Source organism: Mucilaginibacter pedocola (assembly GCF_002013915.1).
In the GTDB taxonomy this organism is placed as follows: Bacteria; Bacteroidota; Bacteroidia; order Sphingobacteriales; family Sphingobacteriaceae; genus Mucilaginibacter; species Mucilaginibacter pedocola.
Genome location: NZ_MBTF01000001.1, coordinates 490,632 through 508,720 on the forward strand (window position 1 = coordinate 490,632; position 18,089 = coordinate 508,720).

The 18,089-nt window shown below is 44.0% G+C and carries 17 protein-coding genes; 8 read left to right on the forward strand and 9 right to left on the reverse strand.

The window, feature by feature from the left end; translation table 11 throughout:
* Window positions 1-40: 40 nt before the first annotated feature.
* On the reverse strand, window positions 41-2,182 hold the full coding sequence (rnr, locus tag BC343_RS02080; protein ID WP_078346054.1) for a ribonuclease R: 2,142 nt from the start codon (window positions 2,180-2,182) through the stop codon (window positions 41-43).
* A gap of 299 nt (window positions 2,183-2,481) precedes the next feature.
* Here rnr and trpA point away from each other — a divergent pair, with 299 nt between their 5' ends.
* Window positions 2,482-3,252, forward strand: coding sequence for a tryptophan synthase subunit alpha (trpA, locus tag BC343_RS02085; RefSeq protein WP_078346480.1), 771 nt, complete (start codon window positions 2,482-2,484; stop codon window positions 3,250-3,252).
* Here trpA and nhaA read toward each other — a convergent pair.
* The 7 genes from nhaA to sucC form a co-directional block, all read right to left on the reverse strand.
* The gene (gene nhaA, locus BC343_RS02090; protein WP_078346055.1) at window positions 3,242-4,411 is read right to left on the reverse strand and encodes a Na+/H+ antiporter NhaA; all 1,170 of its coding nucleotides are present in this window, start codon (window positions 4,409-4,411) and stop codon (window positions 3,242-3,244) included. The genes trpA and nhaA overlap by 11 nt on opposite strands.
* A gap of 11 nt (window positions 4,412-4,422) precedes the next feature.
* Window positions 4,423-4,752 (reverse strand): DMT family transporter, encoded by a 330-nt coding sequence (locus BC343_RS02095; RefSeq protein WP_078346056.1) that lies wholly within the window; start codon window positions 4,750-4,752, stop codon window positions 4,423-4,425.
* Window positions 4,749-5,927 carry a M50 family metallopeptidase gene (locus BC343_RS02100; protein WP_078346057.1) on the reverse strand — a complete coding sequence of 393 codons (1,179 nt, stop codon included), beginning with the start codon at window positions 5,925-5,927 and terminating at the stop codon, window positions 4,749-4,751. Before BC343_RS02100 ends, BC343_RS02095 begins: the two co-directional genes overlap by 4 nt.
* Window positions 5,928-5,960: 33 nt before the next feature.
* Complete coding sequence (locus BC343_RS02105) at window positions 5,961-6,581, reverse strand: L-threonylcarbamoyladenylate synthase (RefSeq protein WP_078346058.1); 621 nt, start codon at window positions 6,579-6,581, stop codon at window positions 5,961-5,963.
* 160 nt (window positions 6,582-6,741) lie between these two features.
* Window positions 6,742-7,530: a hypothetical protein gene (locus tag BC343_RS02110; protein WP_143822033.1), complete on the reverse strand. Its 789-nt coding sequence runs from the start codon at window positions 7,528-7,530 to the stop codon at window positions 6,742-6,744.
* A gap of 147 nt (window positions 7,531-7,677) precedes the next feature.
* On the reverse strand, window positions 7,678-8,214 hold the full coding sequence (locus BC343_RS02115; protein WP_078346060.1) for a YceI family protein: 537 nt from the start codon (window positions 8,212-8,214) through the stop codon (window positions 7,678-7,680).
* Window positions 8,215-8,417: 203 nt separating this feature from the next.
* The gene (gene sucC / locus BC343_RS02120; protein ID WP_078346061.1) at window positions 8,418-9,611 is read right to left on the reverse strand and encodes an ADP-forming succinate--CoA ligase subunit beta; all 1,194 of its coding nucleotides are present in this window, start codon (window positions 9,609-9,611) and stop codon (window positions 8,418-8,420) included.
* A 254-nt stretch (window positions 9,612-9,865) separates the two neighbouring features.
* Here sucC and BC343_RS02125 point away from each other — a divergent pair, with 254 nt between their 5' ends.
* From BC343_RS02125 to BC343_RS02140, 4 genes are all read left to right on the forward strand, one after another.
* Window positions 9,866-10,531 (forward strand): ABC transporter ATP-binding protein, encoded by a 666-nt coding sequence (locus BC343_RS02125; protein WP_078346062.1) that lies wholly within the window; start codon window positions 9,866-9,868, stop codon window positions 10,529-10,531.
* A complete protein-coding gene (locus BC343_RS02130) occupies window positions 10,528-10,836 on the forward strand; it encodes a hypothetical protein (protein WP_078346063.1) in 309 nt (102 codons plus the stop codon). Before BC343_RS02125 ends, BC343_RS02130 begins: the two co-directional genes overlap by 4 nt.
* The gene (locus BC343_RS02135; protein ID WP_078346064.1) at window positions 10,817-11,434 is read left to right on the forward strand and encodes an HAD family hydrolase; all 618 of its coding nucleotides are present in this window, start codon (window positions 10,817-10,819) and stop codon (window positions 11,432-11,434) included. Before BC343_RS02130 ends, BC343_RS02135 begins: the two co-directional genes overlap by 20 nt.
* A 61-nt stretch (window positions 11,435-11,495) precedes the next feature.
* Window positions 11,496-13,082: a S41 family peptidase gene (locus tag BC343_RS02140; protein ID WP_078346065.1), complete on the forward strand. Its 1,587-nt coding sequence runs from the start codon at window positions 11,496-11,498 to the stop codon at window positions 13,080-13,082.
* Window positions 13,083-13,166: 84 nt separating this feature from the next.
* On the opposite strand, the gene BC343_RS02145 is transcribed toward BC343_RS02140, so the two are convergent.
* A complete protein-coding gene (locus BC343_RS02145) occupies window positions 13,167-13,760 on the reverse strand; it encodes a hypothetical protein (protein ID WP_078346066.1) in 594 nt (197 codons plus the stop codon).
* Window positions 13,761-14,038: 278 nt separating this feature from the next.
* On the opposite strand from BC343_RS02145, the gene BC343_RS02150 reads away from it, so the two are divergent.
* The 3 genes from BC343_RS02150 (at window position 14,039) to BC343_RS02160 (ending at window position 18,072) form a co-directional block, all read left to right on the forward strand.
* Complete coding sequence (locus BC343_RS02150; protein ID WP_078346067.1) at window positions 14,039-15,667, forward strand: acyl-CoA carboxylase subunit beta; 1,629 nt, start codon at window positions 14,039-14,041, stop codon at window positions 15,665-15,667.
* A 263-nt stretch (window positions 15,668-15,930) separates the two neighbouring features.
* Window positions 15,931-17,106 (forward strand): dipeptidase, encoded by a 1,176-nt coding sequence (locus BC343_RS02155; protein ID WP_078346068.1) that lies wholly within the window; start codon window positions 15,931-15,933, stop codon window positions 17,104-17,106.
* Window positions 17,107-17,130: 24 nt separating this feature from the next.
* Window positions 17,131-18,072, forward strand: coding sequence for a hypothetical protein (locus BC343_RS02160; RefSeq protein ID WP_078346069.1), 942 nt, complete (start codon window positions 17,131-17,133; stop codon window positions 18,070-18,072).
* The last annotated feature ends 17 nt before the right edge of the window (window positions 18,073-18,089 follow it).

The window sequence follows — 18,089 nt, forward strand, 5'->3', positions numbered from 1 at the left end:
CGCAACCACTCACCATTCAACCATTCACCACTCACTAAAGCTAATTCTGTACTAAAGTAAAATCTATTTGTTTCTTGGTCAGGTCCACATTTTTCACGCGGATGCTCACTTCATCGCCAAGTTGGTAAACCTTCTTTTTACGTTGGCCAATAATGGCGTAATTCTTTTCATCCAGGGTATAAAAATCGTCGGTAATATCGCGCAGGCGTATCATGCCCTCGCATTTGTTCTCGATGATCTCAACATACATACCCCATTCGGTAACGCCCGAAATAATGCCCGTAAACACATTGCCCACCTGGTCTTTCAGGTATTCGGCCTGTTTGTATTTAACTGACGAACGCTCAGCATCTGCCGCCTTTTTCTCCATGGCCGAGCTGTGCTTGCACAATTCTTCGTAGTGGTCGGCATTGGCGCTTTGCCCACCGTTTAGGTAGTGGAACAGCAAACGGTGCACCATCACATCGGGGTAACGGCGTATGGGCGAAGTAAAGTGGGTATAGTGGTCGAAGGCCAGGCCATAGTGGCTGCTGGTTTTGGTGGTGTAAATTGCCTTGGCCATACTGCGGATGGCCAAATGCGTAAGCACGTTCTGCTCTTTTTTACCCTCTACATCGTCCATTAAAAAGTTGAGCGATTTAGCAATTTCTTTATCGCTCTTGGTATTTATTTTATAGCCAAAACGTGCCGCGAATTGCGCAAAGTTGGCCAGTGCATCTGGCTTAGGGGAATCGTGAGCGCGGTAAACAAAGGTGTACTTGTGTTTGCCTTTGCCCATTTTGCTTACATGTTCGGCCACTTTTTTATTGGCCAGCAACATAAAGTCTTCAATCAGTTTATGAGCATCTTTACGCTCCTTTACATAAACGCCAATTGGTTTGCCTGTTTCATCAAGCTTGAATTTAACCTCGGTAGCCTCGAAACTGATGGCGCCTGCCTTAAATTTACGTTCGCGCAGTTTGTAGGCAAGGGCGTTAAGCTTCTCGATCTCTTCTACGTAGTCGCCGGTTTTGGTTTCTATTACGTCCTGCACTTCCTCGTAGGTAAAGCGCCTGTCGCTATGGATAACCGTTTTGCCGAACCATTGCTCTACCACATTGGCATTTTCGTCCATCTCAAAAACGGCAGCAAAACAAAGCTTATCCTCGTGCGGACGAAGCGAGCATAGCCCGTTCGATAGCCTTTCGGGCAGCATGGGTATCACCCTGTCTACTAAATAAACTGAGGTTCCGCGTTCGTAGGCCTCTTTATCCAAAGCCGAATCGGGGATGATGTAGTGCGACACATCGGCAATGTGCACACCAACTTCATAATGCCCGTTATCAAGCTTTTTAAACGATATAGCATCGTCAAAATCCTTGGCATCAAATGGGTCGATAGTGAAGGTGAGTGTATTGCGGAAATCCTTGCGTTTGGCAATTTCTTCGGCCGATATTTCTGCAGGTATCTCCTCTGCATCTTTTTCCACTTCCGCAGGGAAGGAGAGCGGGAAACCATACTCGGCCAAAATGGCGTTCATTTCGGTATCGTTCTCGCCCTGGTTACCCAATACGTGTTTGATGCGGCCGATGGGGTTTTTAGCGCCGGCGGGCCAGTCGGTAATTTCGGCAACGGCTTTTATACCGTTCTTGGCACCATTCAGGTCCGTAATAGGGATGAAAATATCGTGCATCATCTTGCGGTCGTCGGGGATGAAGAAGGCAAAACGTTCTGATAATTTCACCACACCGGTAAACTCCATTTTGTGGCGTTGTAATATCTCTATCACTTCGCCTTCCTGGCGTTTGCCCTTGCTTTTGGCGTATACGTAAACCTTTACGCGGTCTCCGTTGAGAGCGTTGCGCAGTTTGCGAGGAGCTATAAAAATATCGGTTTCGGTAGGATCGTCGGTAACAATAAAGGCCGAGCCATCATTGGTGAGATCTACTTTACCTTCCACAAAAGTTTTCAGTTCCAGTAATTGGAATTTACCCGCCGAGATCTCTTTTAAAACACCTTTAAATGTTTCTTCCTGCAGAATATCGAATATCACATCGCGGGCATCAGGGTCGCGCACGTTCAGTTTGGCCGATACCTGTTTATAGTTGAGCGGCGTATTGCCGTTTTGTTCAAATATATCCAACACCATTTGGGTGAGTACCTGGTTGATGGTGGAGTTTCCTTTTTTCTTCTTTTTTGACATAGGTAATATGTAACGCTGCTAAGATACGGAAAGAAGTGTTCTGTTTAGTGATTTCACCGATTGTGTTCGATTCCACCGATTATAAATTTTCTTTGAGCGAACACGAATTGATCGAATGTAACAAATCACAACCAAATGCAACTATGAATGAGTAGTATCAAAAATGGTATCCCACAAGAAAAAACTTTGCGCTATTTGCGAAAACTTTGCGGGCTTTGCGGTTAAATTAACCACCAAATCAATATAAAAACGGTACTTTTACCGCTTAGTATTATACAATGGCCGCCACAAGTACTCCCATGAACCGCTTAAACCAACTCTTCGCCAAAAAAAAGGAGAATTTATTATCTATATACTTCACCGCGGGGTATCCTACGCTCAACACTACTGTTGATGTTGCCGAAGCATTGGAAAAAGCCGGTGCCGATTTTTTGGAAATAGGTTTCCCTTACAGCGACCCTGTTGCCGATGGTCCCACCATTCAGCATAGCTCGGAGCAAGCCCTGGAAAACGGCATGACGCTTACCGTTTTGTTCGAACAGTTGAAAAACCTGCGCCAGTGTGTAAGCGTCCCTATTTTACTGATGGGCTACGTAAACCCTATTGTGCAATACGGTATAGAGCGTTTTTGCAAAGACGCTGCAGCGGTAGGGGTAGACGGCGTTATAGTGCCCGACCTGCCCATGTACGAGTACGAAATGCTGTACAGCAATTACTTTGAAGATAACAACCTCAGCAATATCTTCCTGGTTACGCCACAAACATCTGAAGAACGCATCCGCAAGATCGATGAACTGAGCAACAGCTTTATTTACCTGCTATCCTCGTCATCTATCACCGGTGGCAGTCTGAAACTTACTGACAGCATTGAAAGCTATTACAACCGCGTAAAAGCTATGGAGTTGAAGAACCCGGCCATTATTGGTTTCGGTATATCGGATAATGCATCGTTCAGCAAGGCTTGCCAATACGCTAATGGCGCTATAGTAGGCAGCGCCTTTGTAAAACTGTTAGGTACCGAAGGTTATATGGAAAAAATACCGGGCTTTATACAGGGCATTAAGGGGTAGTTGTTTTTCGCGTTAGCATAAAATAACCTAATGCCGCGGCGGACAGTGATGCTATCAGGATGCTGAATTTAGCCATGCTTTGTAAGCCGGCATCGGCAAAAGATAACAGTGCCATAAATACCGACATGGTAAACCCGATGCCTGCCAGTTGAGCTACGCCCCAAACCTGTGCCCAGCGCACCTTATTTGCCAGTTTAGATAACTTTAGTTTAACCGCAAGCCAGCTAAAGAGGGTAATGCCAATGGGCTTGCCTAATAATAGCCCAAACAATATACCGGCAGTAAGCGGGTTGAAAATATTCCCCGCCGCCAGGCTTTCGCCTATATTAATATTGGAGTTTGCCAACGCAAAAACCGGCACTATAATAAAGTTCACGGGGTTCTCCAGCAAGTGCATCAGTTTTTTTAGCGGCGATTGTTTGCTTTTCTTAATGGTGTTTGGTATAGCCAGCGCCGTTAATACACCTGCAACCGTGGCATGTATGCCGGTATGGTGAATAAAATACCACATAAAAATACCGGGGATAAGGTAAGCCCATATGTATTTTATATTGAGGTAATTGAATATCAGCTGCATGCCAAACATGCCAATTGCAAATAGCAGGTATTTAATATCCAGCCCGGCAGAGTAAAAGATGGCGATAACCAGTATAGCACCCAAATCATCTACTATGGCCAAAGCCTTTATAAACACTTGCAAAGCCTGCGGAACCCGCGAGCTTATAAGGCTTATTACAGCCACCACAAAGGCAATATCTGTAGCCATGGGTATTCCCCAACCCGTAATGGTAGGCGTATTGTAGTTGATGCAGGCATAAATTACAGCGGGCACAAGCATGCCGCCTAATGCTGCGAATACCGGCAAACTGGCCGACCGGATATCAGACAATGCACCTTCCGCTAACTCATATTTAATTTCGAGCCCCACCAGCAGGAAGAATATAGCCATTAATCCGTCGTTTATCCACTCCAGCATGGTGTATTGCAGGTGTATATTTTTAACTGAGCCGCCCAGCTGCGTTTCTAACAAATTATTAAAAGAATGATGCAGGCCGGTGTTGGCAATTAACAACGATAATACAACGCAGGCAACCAGCACAATGCCCGATGTAATATGGGTTTGTATAGTCTCTTTAAATAAGTCGATTTTTCTTTTCAATATATCCTGTTTTACTTTTCTACGGTGGAATAAAGGTTTACCAAAACCACACCAACAACAATAAATGCTAATCCAATAATTACCGGTACGCTGGGTATCTGTTTAAAAAATACCGCGCCAATAATGGTGATGCACACAATACCTATTGCCGACCAAATGGCATAAGCCACGCCAACGGGTATATGCTTTATAGCAATGCTTAAAAAATAAAAGGCAGCAACCATGGCTACCACCACGATGATAGATGGTACCAGTTTGCTAAACCCTTCCGAACGTTTTAAGAATGTGGTGCCCGTTAGCTCGCAGGCTATGGCTATTAACAAGTAAATGTAAGGCCTCATAAGCGGGCAATTTTTTCTTTTGCTAAGGTAATATACTCGTCAACCAAAACGGTGGTGTTGTTTAGCTTCTTAGCGGTTTCAAAATTAATTAATGCCGATGCCGGGTCGCCGGTTTCCAGTTGGTACATGCCTTGCACCAGGTATATGTACGAGTTGCCGTCGTTCAGTTCCATGGATGTATCGATATCCGTCAACGCTTCATCCAATTGCCCCAGTTTTAAATTGGCATATGCACGGTTCGTTACTGCGTAAGCCGATCTCGGGTCGAGCGCAACGGCTTTATCCAGGTCGGCCTTCGCTTCGGCATAATTGCCCAACAGGTTGTTTACAAAGCCGCGGTTGTTTAAAGCGTAATAATCCTCGTTCAGTTCAATGGCGCGGTTCAGCAGCACCAACGCTTCCTCGTATTCTTTCAGCTGGATGTTGGCGAACGATAGGTTGATGCAATTGTAGGAGGTAAGCGTAGCCAGCAAATGCGGCGTCATGAAATTATGCCTGAAAGCCGTAAGCAAGGCGTATTGCTTCAACTCAACATAGCTTTGAATGTACAAACTGCAGATATACTCGTTTAGGTACGCCTTATCAATTTTATCCAGTTCGGTTAACGTGGCTGCGAAGTCGTCATTATCGAAAAGTGAGGCGGCTTTAAAAAGATACTTGTTTATGTTGCGGTGCTTAATAATATCCAATAGCTGCTTCCCATCCGAATAGATAGTAGAATCATCGTCAAGCTTTCGCGGGTATAAGTTATTAATGAGGTTAAGCAAGGCAGCAATAAAGAAAATAGCGGCTACGCTTCTCATCAAATCCTGCAAAGTATCTCCGGCAACCAGGGCGAGTAATACAATTGCCAGGCATAAGGTAAACACCGGGCCGGCAAGCAGGATAACAACGTTTTGAAATACAGATGGCACGGCTTTATAGGTACATAAACCACCCGCCCGCAAATAAGAGAGGCGTGGTTTTATAGTTACGGTTAATTTACCTATGCTGAATTTTGGCCCAACATCTTCCCCGTACGAGCCGATATAAATAGTTGCAGGTTCCTTGCTGAACCACATTGCAGGCAAGGCATGGCTCAATTCGTGCAGGAAAATGATAACGAAGCTTACTACATTAAGGATGAGCAGCCCAAAAACGGCAAATAAGAATAGAAGCAGCCAATCGTGGTTCATGGGCGGCAAAGTAAAGCTTTTCTGCTTAAGATGCTACAAATAATCTTCCAGCACGCCTTTACCTTCGCGGATAATCTCGAAGTCGCCGCCTGTGCAGTCCACTACGGTAGAGGGGATATTTTCGCCGTAGCCGCCATCTATAACAATATCCACCAGGTCCTCATACTTCTCGTGGATGAGTTCCGGGTCGGTAGAGTATTCCAGTATATCATCTTCATCGCGGATGGAGGTGGATAGGATAGGGTTGCCCAGCACCTTTACAATTTCGCGGGCTATGTTATTATCTGGTACACGTATACCAACCGTCTTTTTATTAGAGCTTAATAACTTAGGCACCGCATGGCTGGCGTTGAATATGAAGGTGAACGGGCCTGGCAGCGCTTTCTTCAATACACGAAAAGTAGTGTTATCTATCGGTTTAATATAGTCGGAAATATGACTAAGGTCGTAGCAGATGAACGAGAAGTTATTCTTCTCGGGTTTGATGCCGCGTATCTTGCAAATGGCTTCGATGGCGCGATGGTTGGTAATATCGCAGCCAAGCCCGTAAACGGTATCGGTAGGGTAGATGATGAGCCCGCCCTTGCGTAACACTTCGGCAACCTGCTCAATAGCTTTTGGGTTAGGGTTCTCAGGATATATTTTTATTAACATAGTTTCGGATGTCGGAATTGGGATGTTCGATCTCGGATTTTCTTTCCCTGTTCCTGATGGTACAAGTATAAATACAAAAATGCCGGATAATTGTTATACCCGGCATTTTATGTACGTTAAGATTTGACAACTTTTAAAAAGTTGTCAAATCTGTCGCTCATCAGTCGGAGTACTGAAATGCCATTGCCCGTTCCAGGTAGAAGTAGTCAGTTATTAAACTGTTTATCTCGCTTACTATTTTTAACATCTCCTGTTTTTCGCTTTCCAAAACTTCGTTGTTCTTGTAGCATTCATCTATAATGTATTGCTTTAACGATCTAATGTAAAGCGCCTTTTGTTTGCTAATATCATACTTCTTTTTGTAGCGTCCCCAGTCACCGTCGTTGGCATATAATTGGATCGAGTATTCCGCCACGCCCATCGCCCTAAGGTAATTATGGTTGGGGATACTTCCGCCGTTCTCCATTTTAATAAAGGTACTTACCAGGTCCATATACAACTTCATTAGTTTATCACGGCGTTGGCGATATTTTTCCTGTCCGTTTTTCAGGCTTAAAAAATAGGCGTATAGCGTAAAATACGAATCCTGCCCGGCTTCGCTTCCAAAGTCGTCAATATGGTCTTTCTGTACCTTCATATTTCTTTTAGCATAGGCAGTATAGGGCGGATCCATATATTCTTCATTCAATTCCGGGTGGTATTTTAACGCCCAGGCAATATTTCCTTTTGTAGAAAATAAAGGTTCTTCGGGCATCGTGGAAATATTCACCCGGGTAGTATCAGCATACAGAGCGCTGTCGGCTGTTGATGTTTTGGGTTGAGCAGGAGTAGCCTTCGAAACCAGAGTATCCGGCTTCGGCGCAATTTTTTGTTCAACAGTGTTATTTTTTGGCGTGCTCTCGCAGGCTGCGATAGCTAAAATAAGGAGTAATAAGGCAGGTGTTTTCATGATCGATGGTTCACCATAAATATACATGTATTATTCTCCGAAAACCTTCGAAAAAATAAAACGCCGCCCGTTTTTAGGGGCAGCGTTCTTTAATATCAAGCCCCGCCAAACTCTAAGCAGTTGGCGGGGCTCGTCAGGAAGCAAAAATTATTTCTGTTTTGCGAATTGTACGTTGGCTATCAGTTTAATGTCTTCGCCAACTACTATCGAACCGGCTTCGGTTACGCCATCCCAGGTAAGGCCGAATTCTTTACGGTTAATTTTGCCGCTCACTTCAAAACCGGCTTTGGTGTTGCCGTAGAAATCGTCGGTGCTGCCGCCAAATTCTGCATCAAGGGTAACTGATTTAGTGATGCCTTTAATGGTAAGGTCGCCAACCAGTTTATATTCGTCGTCGCCTGTGCTTTTTATCGAAGTTGATTTGAAGGTAATTTTTGGATAAGTAGCTGCATCAAAAAACTCAGCGCTTTTCAGGTGGTCGTCGCGCATGGTTTGGGTAGTATCAATGCTATCTACATCAAGCGAGAAGCTGATGCTTGCATCTTCAAAATTATCGTCAGCGGTTTCCAGTTCGCCTTCAAAAGTTTTGAAAGAACCGGTAACGGTTGATATTACTAAGTGTTTTACTTTAAATTGTACTTCAGAGTGCATTGGGTCTAAAACCCATTTGGTTGCTGTTGCCATGATGTTTTATGTTTTATTGTTTGTTTCTCAATTAATTATGGCACAAATATAATAATAGATGTTTAAACATGTATTATTATATCGTTCATTTTACAATAGGTAGACAAATAAGAGTTGTAACGCTTATTCGTGTGTAATGTTTCCACAAATAAGCAACAAAAAAGGGGCACAAGGCCCCTTTCATACTTTATTAAAATGTTAAATTATAATGCTAACACTTCTTTAACGCGTTCTGCAGCTTCTTTCAGCAGGATAGCCGAGTAAACTTTCAGGCCCGAGTTATCGATCAGTTCTTTTGCTTCAGCAGCGTTTGTGCCTTGTAAACGAACGATGATAGGAACAGGGATGTTGCCGATTTCTTTGTAGGCATCAATAACGCCTTGTGCAACACGGTCGCAACGTACTATACCACCAAAGATGTTGATGAGGATAGCTTTAACGTTAGGATCCGACAGGATGATGTTGAAACCGGCTTTAACAGTTTGTGCGTTGGCAGTACCGCCCACGTCTAAAAAGTTAGCAGGCTCGCCGCCGGCCAGTTTAATAATATCCATGGTTGCCATAGCTAAGCCGGCACCGTTTACCATACAACCTACGTTGCCATCAAGTTTTACGTAGTTAAGGTTGCTTTTGCTTGCTTCAACCTCGGTTGGGTCTTCCTCATCGGTATCGCGCATTGCTGCGTAATCCGGGTGGCGGTAAAGGGCGTTATCGTCAAGGTTTACCTTAGCATCAACGGCCAATATTTTGTTATCAGATGTTTTTAAAACAGGGTTTATCTCAAACTGAGAAGAATCGGTAGCATCATAAGCTTTGTACAAAGCTGTAATGAATTTCACCATATCTTTAAAGGCATCGCCGCTTACGCCCAGGTTGAAAGCAATTTTGCGCGCCTGGAAGCCTTGTAAACCAACTTTAGGGTCAATTTCTTCTTTAAAGATAAGCTCGGGAGTGCTGTGTGCAACTTCTTCGATATCCATACCGCCTTCGGTAGAATACATGATAATGTTGCGGCCTTTAGCACGATCCAACAAAACGCTCATGTAAAACTCTTTGGTTTCGCTTTCGCCCGGGTAGTACACATCCTGTGCTACCAAAACCTTTTTAACCAACTTGCCTTCGGGGCCGGTTTGCGGGGTTACCAATTGCATGCCTAAAATTTTGCCTGCAATTTCTTTAACCTGCTCGTGGTTTTTAGCCAACTTAACGCCACCGCCTTTACCGCGCCCACCTGCGTGTATCTGTGCTTTAATAACCGTCCAGTCCGACCCAAAGTCTTCCTTCATTTTCTGTGCAGCTGCAACAGCCTCTTCGGGGGTGTCGGCAACTATGCCTTCCTGTACTCTAACGCCAAAGCTTTTTAATATCGCTTTGCCCTGATATTCGTGAATATTCATGTTGTTTGAAAGATTTGCGGTAAAGCTACACTTTTGTTTCTTTTTATAGTTGCGAAATGTTGGAAAGGTTGAGAAAAGTTTAAAAGCTTACTCAAGATGATAAATAAGTTACAAAACTCACGAGTCTTTGAACCTTATATATAGCACGTTTATCTTCAACCTCTTTAACGTCTCTAACCTTTCTAACTTTTCCAACATCTCCAACCTTTTTAACTTCTCCAACTTTTCCCAACCCAAATCACTACTTTTACCCCATGCTAAAAGCTACATCTATCCATAAATCGTACGGGCAGCTGCATATCCTGAAAGGAGTGGGGCTGGAAGTAAACCGTGGCGAAATTGTTGCCATTGTAGGTGCATCCGGTGCGGGTAAAAGCTCGTTGCTCAATATATTGGGCACGTTGGATAAAGCCGACTCGGGCCAATTGTTTATCGATAACATTGAAGTAAGTAAGCTGGACAATAAACACCTAAGCGATTTCCGTAACCGTAAGATCGGTTTTATCTTCCAGTTTCATCACTTATTGGTAGAGTTTAATGCGCTGGAGAATGTATGTATGCCAGCTTTCATAGCCGGCGTTCCGCGTGCTGACGCTGAGAAACGAGCTAAAGAGTTATTAGAAATGCTGGGCCTGGGCCACCGCATTACGCACAAACCTGCCGAACTTTCGGGCGGCGAGCAACAACGTGTTGCCGTTGCCCGCGCCTTGATCAATAAGCCTGCACTGATATTTGCGGATGAACCCTCGGGTAACCTCGACTCGAAGAATGCTTTAGAACTGCACGAGCTTTTTGTGCGCCTGCGCGATGAATTTAAACAAACCTTTGTTATTGTAACCCATAACGAAGAACTTGCCGCTATGGCCGACCGCACTATATTAATGAAAGATGGTTTAATAGTAGATACTTTAATAAGTTGACCGTATTGATAACCGCCGCTGCATCGGCAGGGGCACATAAACTGAAAAATAAGCTGAATGCCTGGCAGATATTGCTTGGCGACCATGCCGACCTGCCCGACTTTATGGTAAAGAATATGGGCCTGCTAAAACTGCCCAACCCCTCATCAGCCAGTTACCAGCACGAGATGCTTACCCTTTGCCTGGATAGGGGCATAGAGGCTGTTTACGCACTCAACACACAGGAATTTGAACAGTTGCGCCAGTCGGAACTGCTTTTTAAAGAATACAACATCGATATTATAGATGGCCAAACTCAATTATAGCGATATAGACCCGCGCAAAAAAGCCTTTATTTTTGAGCTGGATAACGTACTATTCCCCGAAAAAGATTACCTCTTCCAGATATACTACCAGTTTACCGCCATGCTGGAGTATGTTGAGCTGATAGATGCGAAACAAGCAACCAAATTGATGGTTGATACGTATATAAGCAAAGGGCACGATGCTGTGTTTGATGAATTGGTTACTGCGATGGGGGTTGATGCAAAATACCGCGAAAACTTCGACAGGCTGCTGGATACCGGCAAAGTGCATTTGAAGCTTTTGCTGTACCAGGGAATGCTGGAGTTTATGCAGGAGGCCGTTACCGATAGGAAGAAACTGTTTATAGTAACTAACGGCAACCCGCAGCGGCAGCTCAATAAAATAAAGCACATGGAGTGGCACGGGCTGCAACCTTATTTAACAGGTTATTTTGCCGATGAAAGCACTCCTAAGCCCGAGCCTGATGTGCTGCATTTGCTGATGAAAGAGCACAATTTGGAGCGAAGGGACCTGCTGATGATAGAAAATTCGGAAACGGATGTATTGTGCGCACAAACAACCGGTGTAGACTATTTAAATGTAAATGAGTTTTTGTAATTTAAGCGCTGTAATATTATATCATTATAGCCGTTAACCTCAATATTAAGTACCCCGTAACATGCGAAAAATATTTTACCTTCTTATAATCCCGGCTGTTGTATTATCGGCCTGCAAAAAAAGTAACACTCCCACACCGGGCGGCGGCGATGAAACCGGCCCATCAAAAACCGGTACCACGCTCGACCTAATACGCGACTCGGTTTTCTTGTATGCCAAAGAGGCCTATTATTGGAATGACGGCTTACCCGATTATGCTACATTTAAACCACGCAGCTTTACCGGCAGCGATGATATAACGGCCCTGCAAAACGAGGTGAACGCAATATCGCAATATAAAATAAACCCAAGTACCAGCAGGCCTTATGAGTACTATGCATCAGCACCCGGCGAAGCCAAGTATTCTTTTATTGATGATGGTAGCGTATCAGCAGAGTTGAATGGTATAAGCGGCGATTTTGGTTTTGCACCTATTTATAATGATAATAACGATTTGCGCGTGCGGTATGTATATCCTAATTCGCCGGCAGATTTGGCGGGCATAAAACGCGGATACCAAATTACCAGCATTAACGGGCGCACTAACCTTACCTATGATGGCAACGGCGGCTCGGGCACAAACCTTAACTTTGTAATAAATGCCTACGCCAACAGTAATACCATTACTATGGTGCTTAAAAAGCCCGATGCTACCACCATGAATGTTACGCTTAATGTAGCTACGTATACTATAAACCCGGTAATTGTGCATAAGGTAATTACCGATGCAACTACGGGGAAAAAGGTGGGCTATATGGTGTTTAACAGCTTTACTTCGCTGGCTAATGCAAAACCTAAAATAGATGAGGCCTTTGCTGAGTTTAATACACAAAATATTACTGATTTGGTGATAGACCTACGCTATAATGGTGGCGGCTATGTCGCAACAGCCGAATACTTGAGTAACTTAATCGCACCAGCATCTAAAAACGGATCGTTGATGTATAGTACCTATTTCAATAGTACATTAACTGGGCTTAATACAACAGAAAAACGTAATGCAAGCATACTGAAAAACCAGGTTCGTAAAGATGAGAGCAGCGGCGAGGTCTATAACTATTCCCAGTTCGACTATTCGGTATCGGGCAATGCAGTAAACTTTTCTAAAACAGGTGTGCCGTATTCGCTAACGCTAAGCCATGTGTTTTTCATTGTTACGGGCTCTACCGCATCGGCGAGCGAATTAACTATCAATAATTTACGCCCTGTAATGGATGTGCAGTTAATTGGCACCACCAGCTATGGCAAACCTGTAGGTTTCTTTGATATCGATATTAACAAATACCAAATGTACGTGCCCAATTTTGAAACAAAGAATTCAGCAAACCAGGGCGGGTATTATTCAGGCATGACGCCGGGTAGTACTGATTATCCGGGTAAAAGAGATATCGACGACGTGACTAAAGATTTTGGCGACCCAACCGAAGGCCTATTAGCCCATGCGCTCACTTACGTTAAAACCGGTACTTTCACTGTTGCAGGGCAAGTAATACAAAGCGTAGGTGGTAAAACCAGGACAATGTCTATCGATGAAAGCCACGATGCGGGCATAGCTGTAGACGGCGAGAAATTCCGTGGAATGGTGTATAACAAAAAACCAAAGCACTAATAGCTTTTACCATAATTGATAATGGCGTTTCGGGAAACCGGGACGCCATTTTTATTGAGCCATTAACACCAATTAGGTATAAAATTAGCGCGGTGCCGAGTAAATATACATCCTTACCCTATGGGTTGGCATAATGCTTACAATGCCGTTGGTTTCTTGCTTGTTTGATAATACAATGTACATTTCTACCGATGCGCCATCTTTTTCAAAATTATCCTTCCGTTTAAACCTGCCATTTTCAATCAGCGAAACATCGCTTACCGATCCCTCTGTTTCCGGTTTCCCGAAGACCGCTTCCGCCTGTTTTTCCACCAACACATATCTATCTATATAAGGTTGCAGCACAGATAGTGGCTTTTTAATAGCATCGCGGTTTTTGCTGAAGTTGGTTTCGTCCCATTCGTACAGGATGTAGTTGATGGTAGAATCTTTTGTGTTGGGGAAATAATACACCAGCAGATCGGGCAGAGATGTTTCCTTTCTGCGGAATATCTCGGGCTGGCCAATACCCTCGCCGCTTAAGTATTCGCTTGCTGGTTCAATAATAGTGCTTTTAGCGGCTTTCTCTACACCACGGGCATAGGCCATGGTTTTGCCTTTTATATCAAAGGTGTATTGCGCGAAAGCGTGTGCCGTAAATCCGACAGTTAGTATAAGTAGTAAAGCTGTTCTTTTCATATCAAAAACTCGTACATGAGTAAACGCTAAATTGTGCTTATTATGCCAATTCCTCCAATTAAAAAATCATTTGAGCTCAATAAATTCGCTTTATTGGCTTGCTTCATGAAATTAGTGTTCACTCAAGAAACTCTTGTGACGTTGCAAAGCTCTCTGTGAACCTCTGCGTGACCTCCGCGAACTCTGTGGTTAAATAATCGCAATGTTCAATCAATTTACTATGCATGCATATTATTGCATTTATTTTCCTAAACTTACCCAACCTATTATAAATACATATGGACTTGGAATTTAATAAGAATGAGGATGTTAACAAACAGCTCGTTTACCAATTCAATACCAAACTGCAAAAGATATTCCTTGGCGGCGGCGAAAAGGCGGCTGCCAAGCAAAAAGAAAAGGGTAAAATGCTTGCCCGCGAACGCATAGCTTACCTGATAGACGATGATAAACCATGGCTGGAGGTTGGCGCTTTTGTGGCGGACGGCATGTATGCCGAGCACGGTGGCTGCCCAAGCGGGGGCGTAGTTTGTGGTATTGGCTACATAAGCGGCAGGCAATGTGTTGTAGTGGCTAACGATGCTACGGTTAAGGCGGGTGCATGGTTCCCTATTACCGCTAAAAAGAACCTGCGCGCGCAGGAAATAGCTATGGAGAATCGGCTGCCTATAATTTACCTGGTAGATTCGGCAGGGGTGTACCTGCCCTTACAGGATGAAATTTTCCCTGATAAAGAGCACTTTGGCCGCATATTCCGCAACAATGCGCAGATGAGCAGTTTGGGTATTATACAGATAGCGGCTATTATGGGTTCCTGTGTTGCCGGTGGCGCTTATCTGCCCATCATGAGCGATGAGGCCATGATAGTAGAAGGTACAGGTTCGGTTTTTTTAGCGGGGTCGTATCTTGTAAAATCTGCCATTGGAGAGGATGTGGATAACGAAACCCTCGGCGGAGCAACCACCCAATGCGAAATAAGCGGCGTTACCGATTATAAACATCACAACGATAAAGCCTGTCTCGATTCTATCAAAAACATTATGAGCAAGGTAGGCGACTATAATAAAGCCGGTTTCGACCGTGTAAAGCCATCGGCACCTAAGCTAAACGAAAAGGATATATACGGCATACTGCCCGATAACCGCGAAAAGGCTTACGACATGCGCGAGATTATACTACGTCTGCTCGACGATTCGGACCTTGAAGAATACAAGGCAGGCTACGGTCAATCGATCATTTGCGGATTGGGGCGCATAGACGGATGGGCAGTGGGTATTGTGGCTAATCAGCGCAAAGTAGTGAAATCGAAAAAAGGGGAGATGCAGTTCGGCGGGGTGATCTATTCCGACAGTGCTGACAAAGCCACGCGCTTTATCATGAATTGTAACCAAAAGAAAATTCCGCTGGTGTTTTTGCAGGATGTTACCGGTTTTATGGTTGGCAGCCGCAGCGAACATGGGGGTATTATAAAAGATGGTGCAAAAATGGTGAACGCTGTTGCTAATTCTGTTGTGCCTAAGTTTACCATTGTGGTTGGTAACTCCTACGGTGCCGGCAATTACGCTATGTGCGGCAAGGCCTACGATCCAAGGTTGATATACGCCTGGCCATCGGCAAAAATTGCGGTGATGGGCGGCGCACAGGCTGCAAAGGTATTGGTGCAAATGCAATCGGCCGGCCTGAAAGCAAAAGGTGAGGAGGTAGACGAAGCCAAAGAAGCCGAATTGCTAAAGCAAACTACCGATAGGTATAACGCCCAAACCACGCCTTACTATGCTGCGGCGCGGCTATGGGTTGATGGTATTATAGACCCGCTGGAAACCAGAAAGGTGATATCTTTAGGTATTGAAGCGGCCAACCACGCGCCAATTGAGAAGGCATTTAATGTGGGGGTGATACAAACCTAACTTGGCTTCATTTTAACCGCAAAGCACGCAAAGAATTTGCAAATTCATTAGCGCAAAGAGCACAAAGACAAAGAAATAGTTGATCATGTCACGGGGAACACCCTCTAAGGCGCGCTGCAGAAACGAAACTTTGTAAAATCTTTGCGCCCTTTGCGCTGAATCGAAGCCCTCTATTAAGCTTCAGTTAAAAATCTTTGCGCTCTTTGCGTTTCTTCTTTGTGGACTTTGCGGTTAAAAAGCCAACTTATTCCTATCTTCCATCCATGAAGAAAATTCTAACCGCATTTTTGCTGCTATCTGCCTTAAAACTTTCCGCACAGGATGTACAAAAGCTCCATCAAAAAGCCATTTTAATAGATACCCATAACGACTTCATCTCCAATGAACTCATCACGGGGAATGATGCAGGGAAGCTTTTATCCACCGGTAACTTCGATTTGGTGCGTGCCAAACAAGGCGGATTGGATGTACAGGTATTTTCGATCTGGTGCGGCGACCAATATGGCAACGGAACTGCCTTTGCTTACGCTAACCGCGAGATAGATTCACTGCAGGTCCTTATCAAGCGCAACCCAGATAGGATGATGCTGGTTACCAACGCCAAGCAACTAAAGAAGGCAGTAAAACAACATAAGCTCGCCGCTATGGTAGGCGTAGAAGGCGGCCACATGATAGAGGACAGGCTGGATTATGTTGACAGCCTGATAAAACGCGGCATGTGCTACCTTACGCTCACCTGGAATAATAGTACAAGTTGGGCAACATCGGCGCGTGATGAAACCCTGCATGGTGATACGCTAAAACACAAGGGCCTAACCGATTTGGGCAAACAGATCGTAAAAAAATTGAACGACGAGGGCGTTATGATAGACTTATCGCACCCCGGCGAACAAACCTTTAAGGATGTAATGGCAATTACCAAAAAGCCGGTTATAGCTTCGCATAGTTGCGCCTACGCGCTCAACCCGCACCGCCGCAACCTGAAAGATTATCAGCTAAAAGCCATTGCAGATAACGGTGGCGTGGTGTTCCTGAATTTCTATAGTGGCTTTATTGATAGCACTTACGAAACAAAACATGCAGCTTTTATGGAAAGGCACAAACCCCAGTTCGATTCGTTGCGCGTGGTTTATAACGATTACGATCTCGCCAGCATCCGCCTTAACGAACTCAACAAAGCCGAAGCCGACCAATTGCGCCCGCCGCTGAGCATGCTCATCAAGCATATAGATTACATGGTAAAAATAATGGGTGCAGACCACGTGGGTATCGGCTCTGATTTCGACGGGGCAGAATCATATCCCTTGGGTTTGGATAGTGTAACTGATTATTATAAGATTACTGAAGAACTGGTGAAGATTGGCTATTCTGACAAGGATATCAAAAAGATACTGGGCGAAAATTTTATCAGGGTTTTGAAGGCGAATAAGGGAAAGTAGTATCTTTAGCGAAACCTTATCAAAATGAAATACCTGATTTTTATTCTGCTTTTTTGCTGCCTCAATGTCTCTGCGCAGGTTTCTAAGTATTACATTGCCGCAAACGGGCAACAAACTACTAAACCTAATAAAGCAACATCCTACCTTCTTATTGAAAAACTTGATCAGGATTCCGCATATCTGGTAACACAATATGATATGCTTGATACTATAATGTTTAAAGGTACCTACAAAGACAGTACAATGAAAATTCCTCACGGAAAATTTACAACGTATGCTAAATTTAGGATCCCGGCAGATTATAATGTATTTAAATCAACAACAGATACTAACACCTATGTATCAAGTTCGGGGTACTATTTAAACGGGCTTAAGTCAGGAGCCTGGGTAACTTATTACAAACGGGGAAAAAAATCGGACATTAGCTATTACCAGGATGGGAAGTTAAATGGTTTATTTCAGGCTTTTACTAAACCTGATGAAGATTTGATCACTGAAGGCTATATGGTAAACGATAAGCGAGAGGGTATTTGGCATATGCTTGAAAAAGGTGCTTATTACGAAGCTGTATTCGAGAACGATAAATTGAAGAAAAAGACTTTAGTTGAACAAAACGCTTATCCTGAAAACGACTTTTTAGAGTACGTTTTGGATAAGATGCGTCGTTTCCGCCAGGCTGGCCAACAGCAAGAGTTTTATTTTGAGGCAACTATCAATAGTAAAGGAGAAGTAAAAGATCCGAAGGTATTAAGCGAACCCTCGCCGGATGCGGACAAAACCTTGCGTATTGCTCTTTTACATGCACCCAGGTTTACTGCAGCGGTAAAGGACAGAGTTAAGGTAGAACAAAATGTAAAATTACGTATTACGTTTATACCCCCTACTTCAAAAACCGGACGAATGTTCATAACACAAACACTTAACGAGAGCGTTAAATTGCCACACGTGGACAGCCCGGCTAATTAAGTTAATAAGTTTTACTG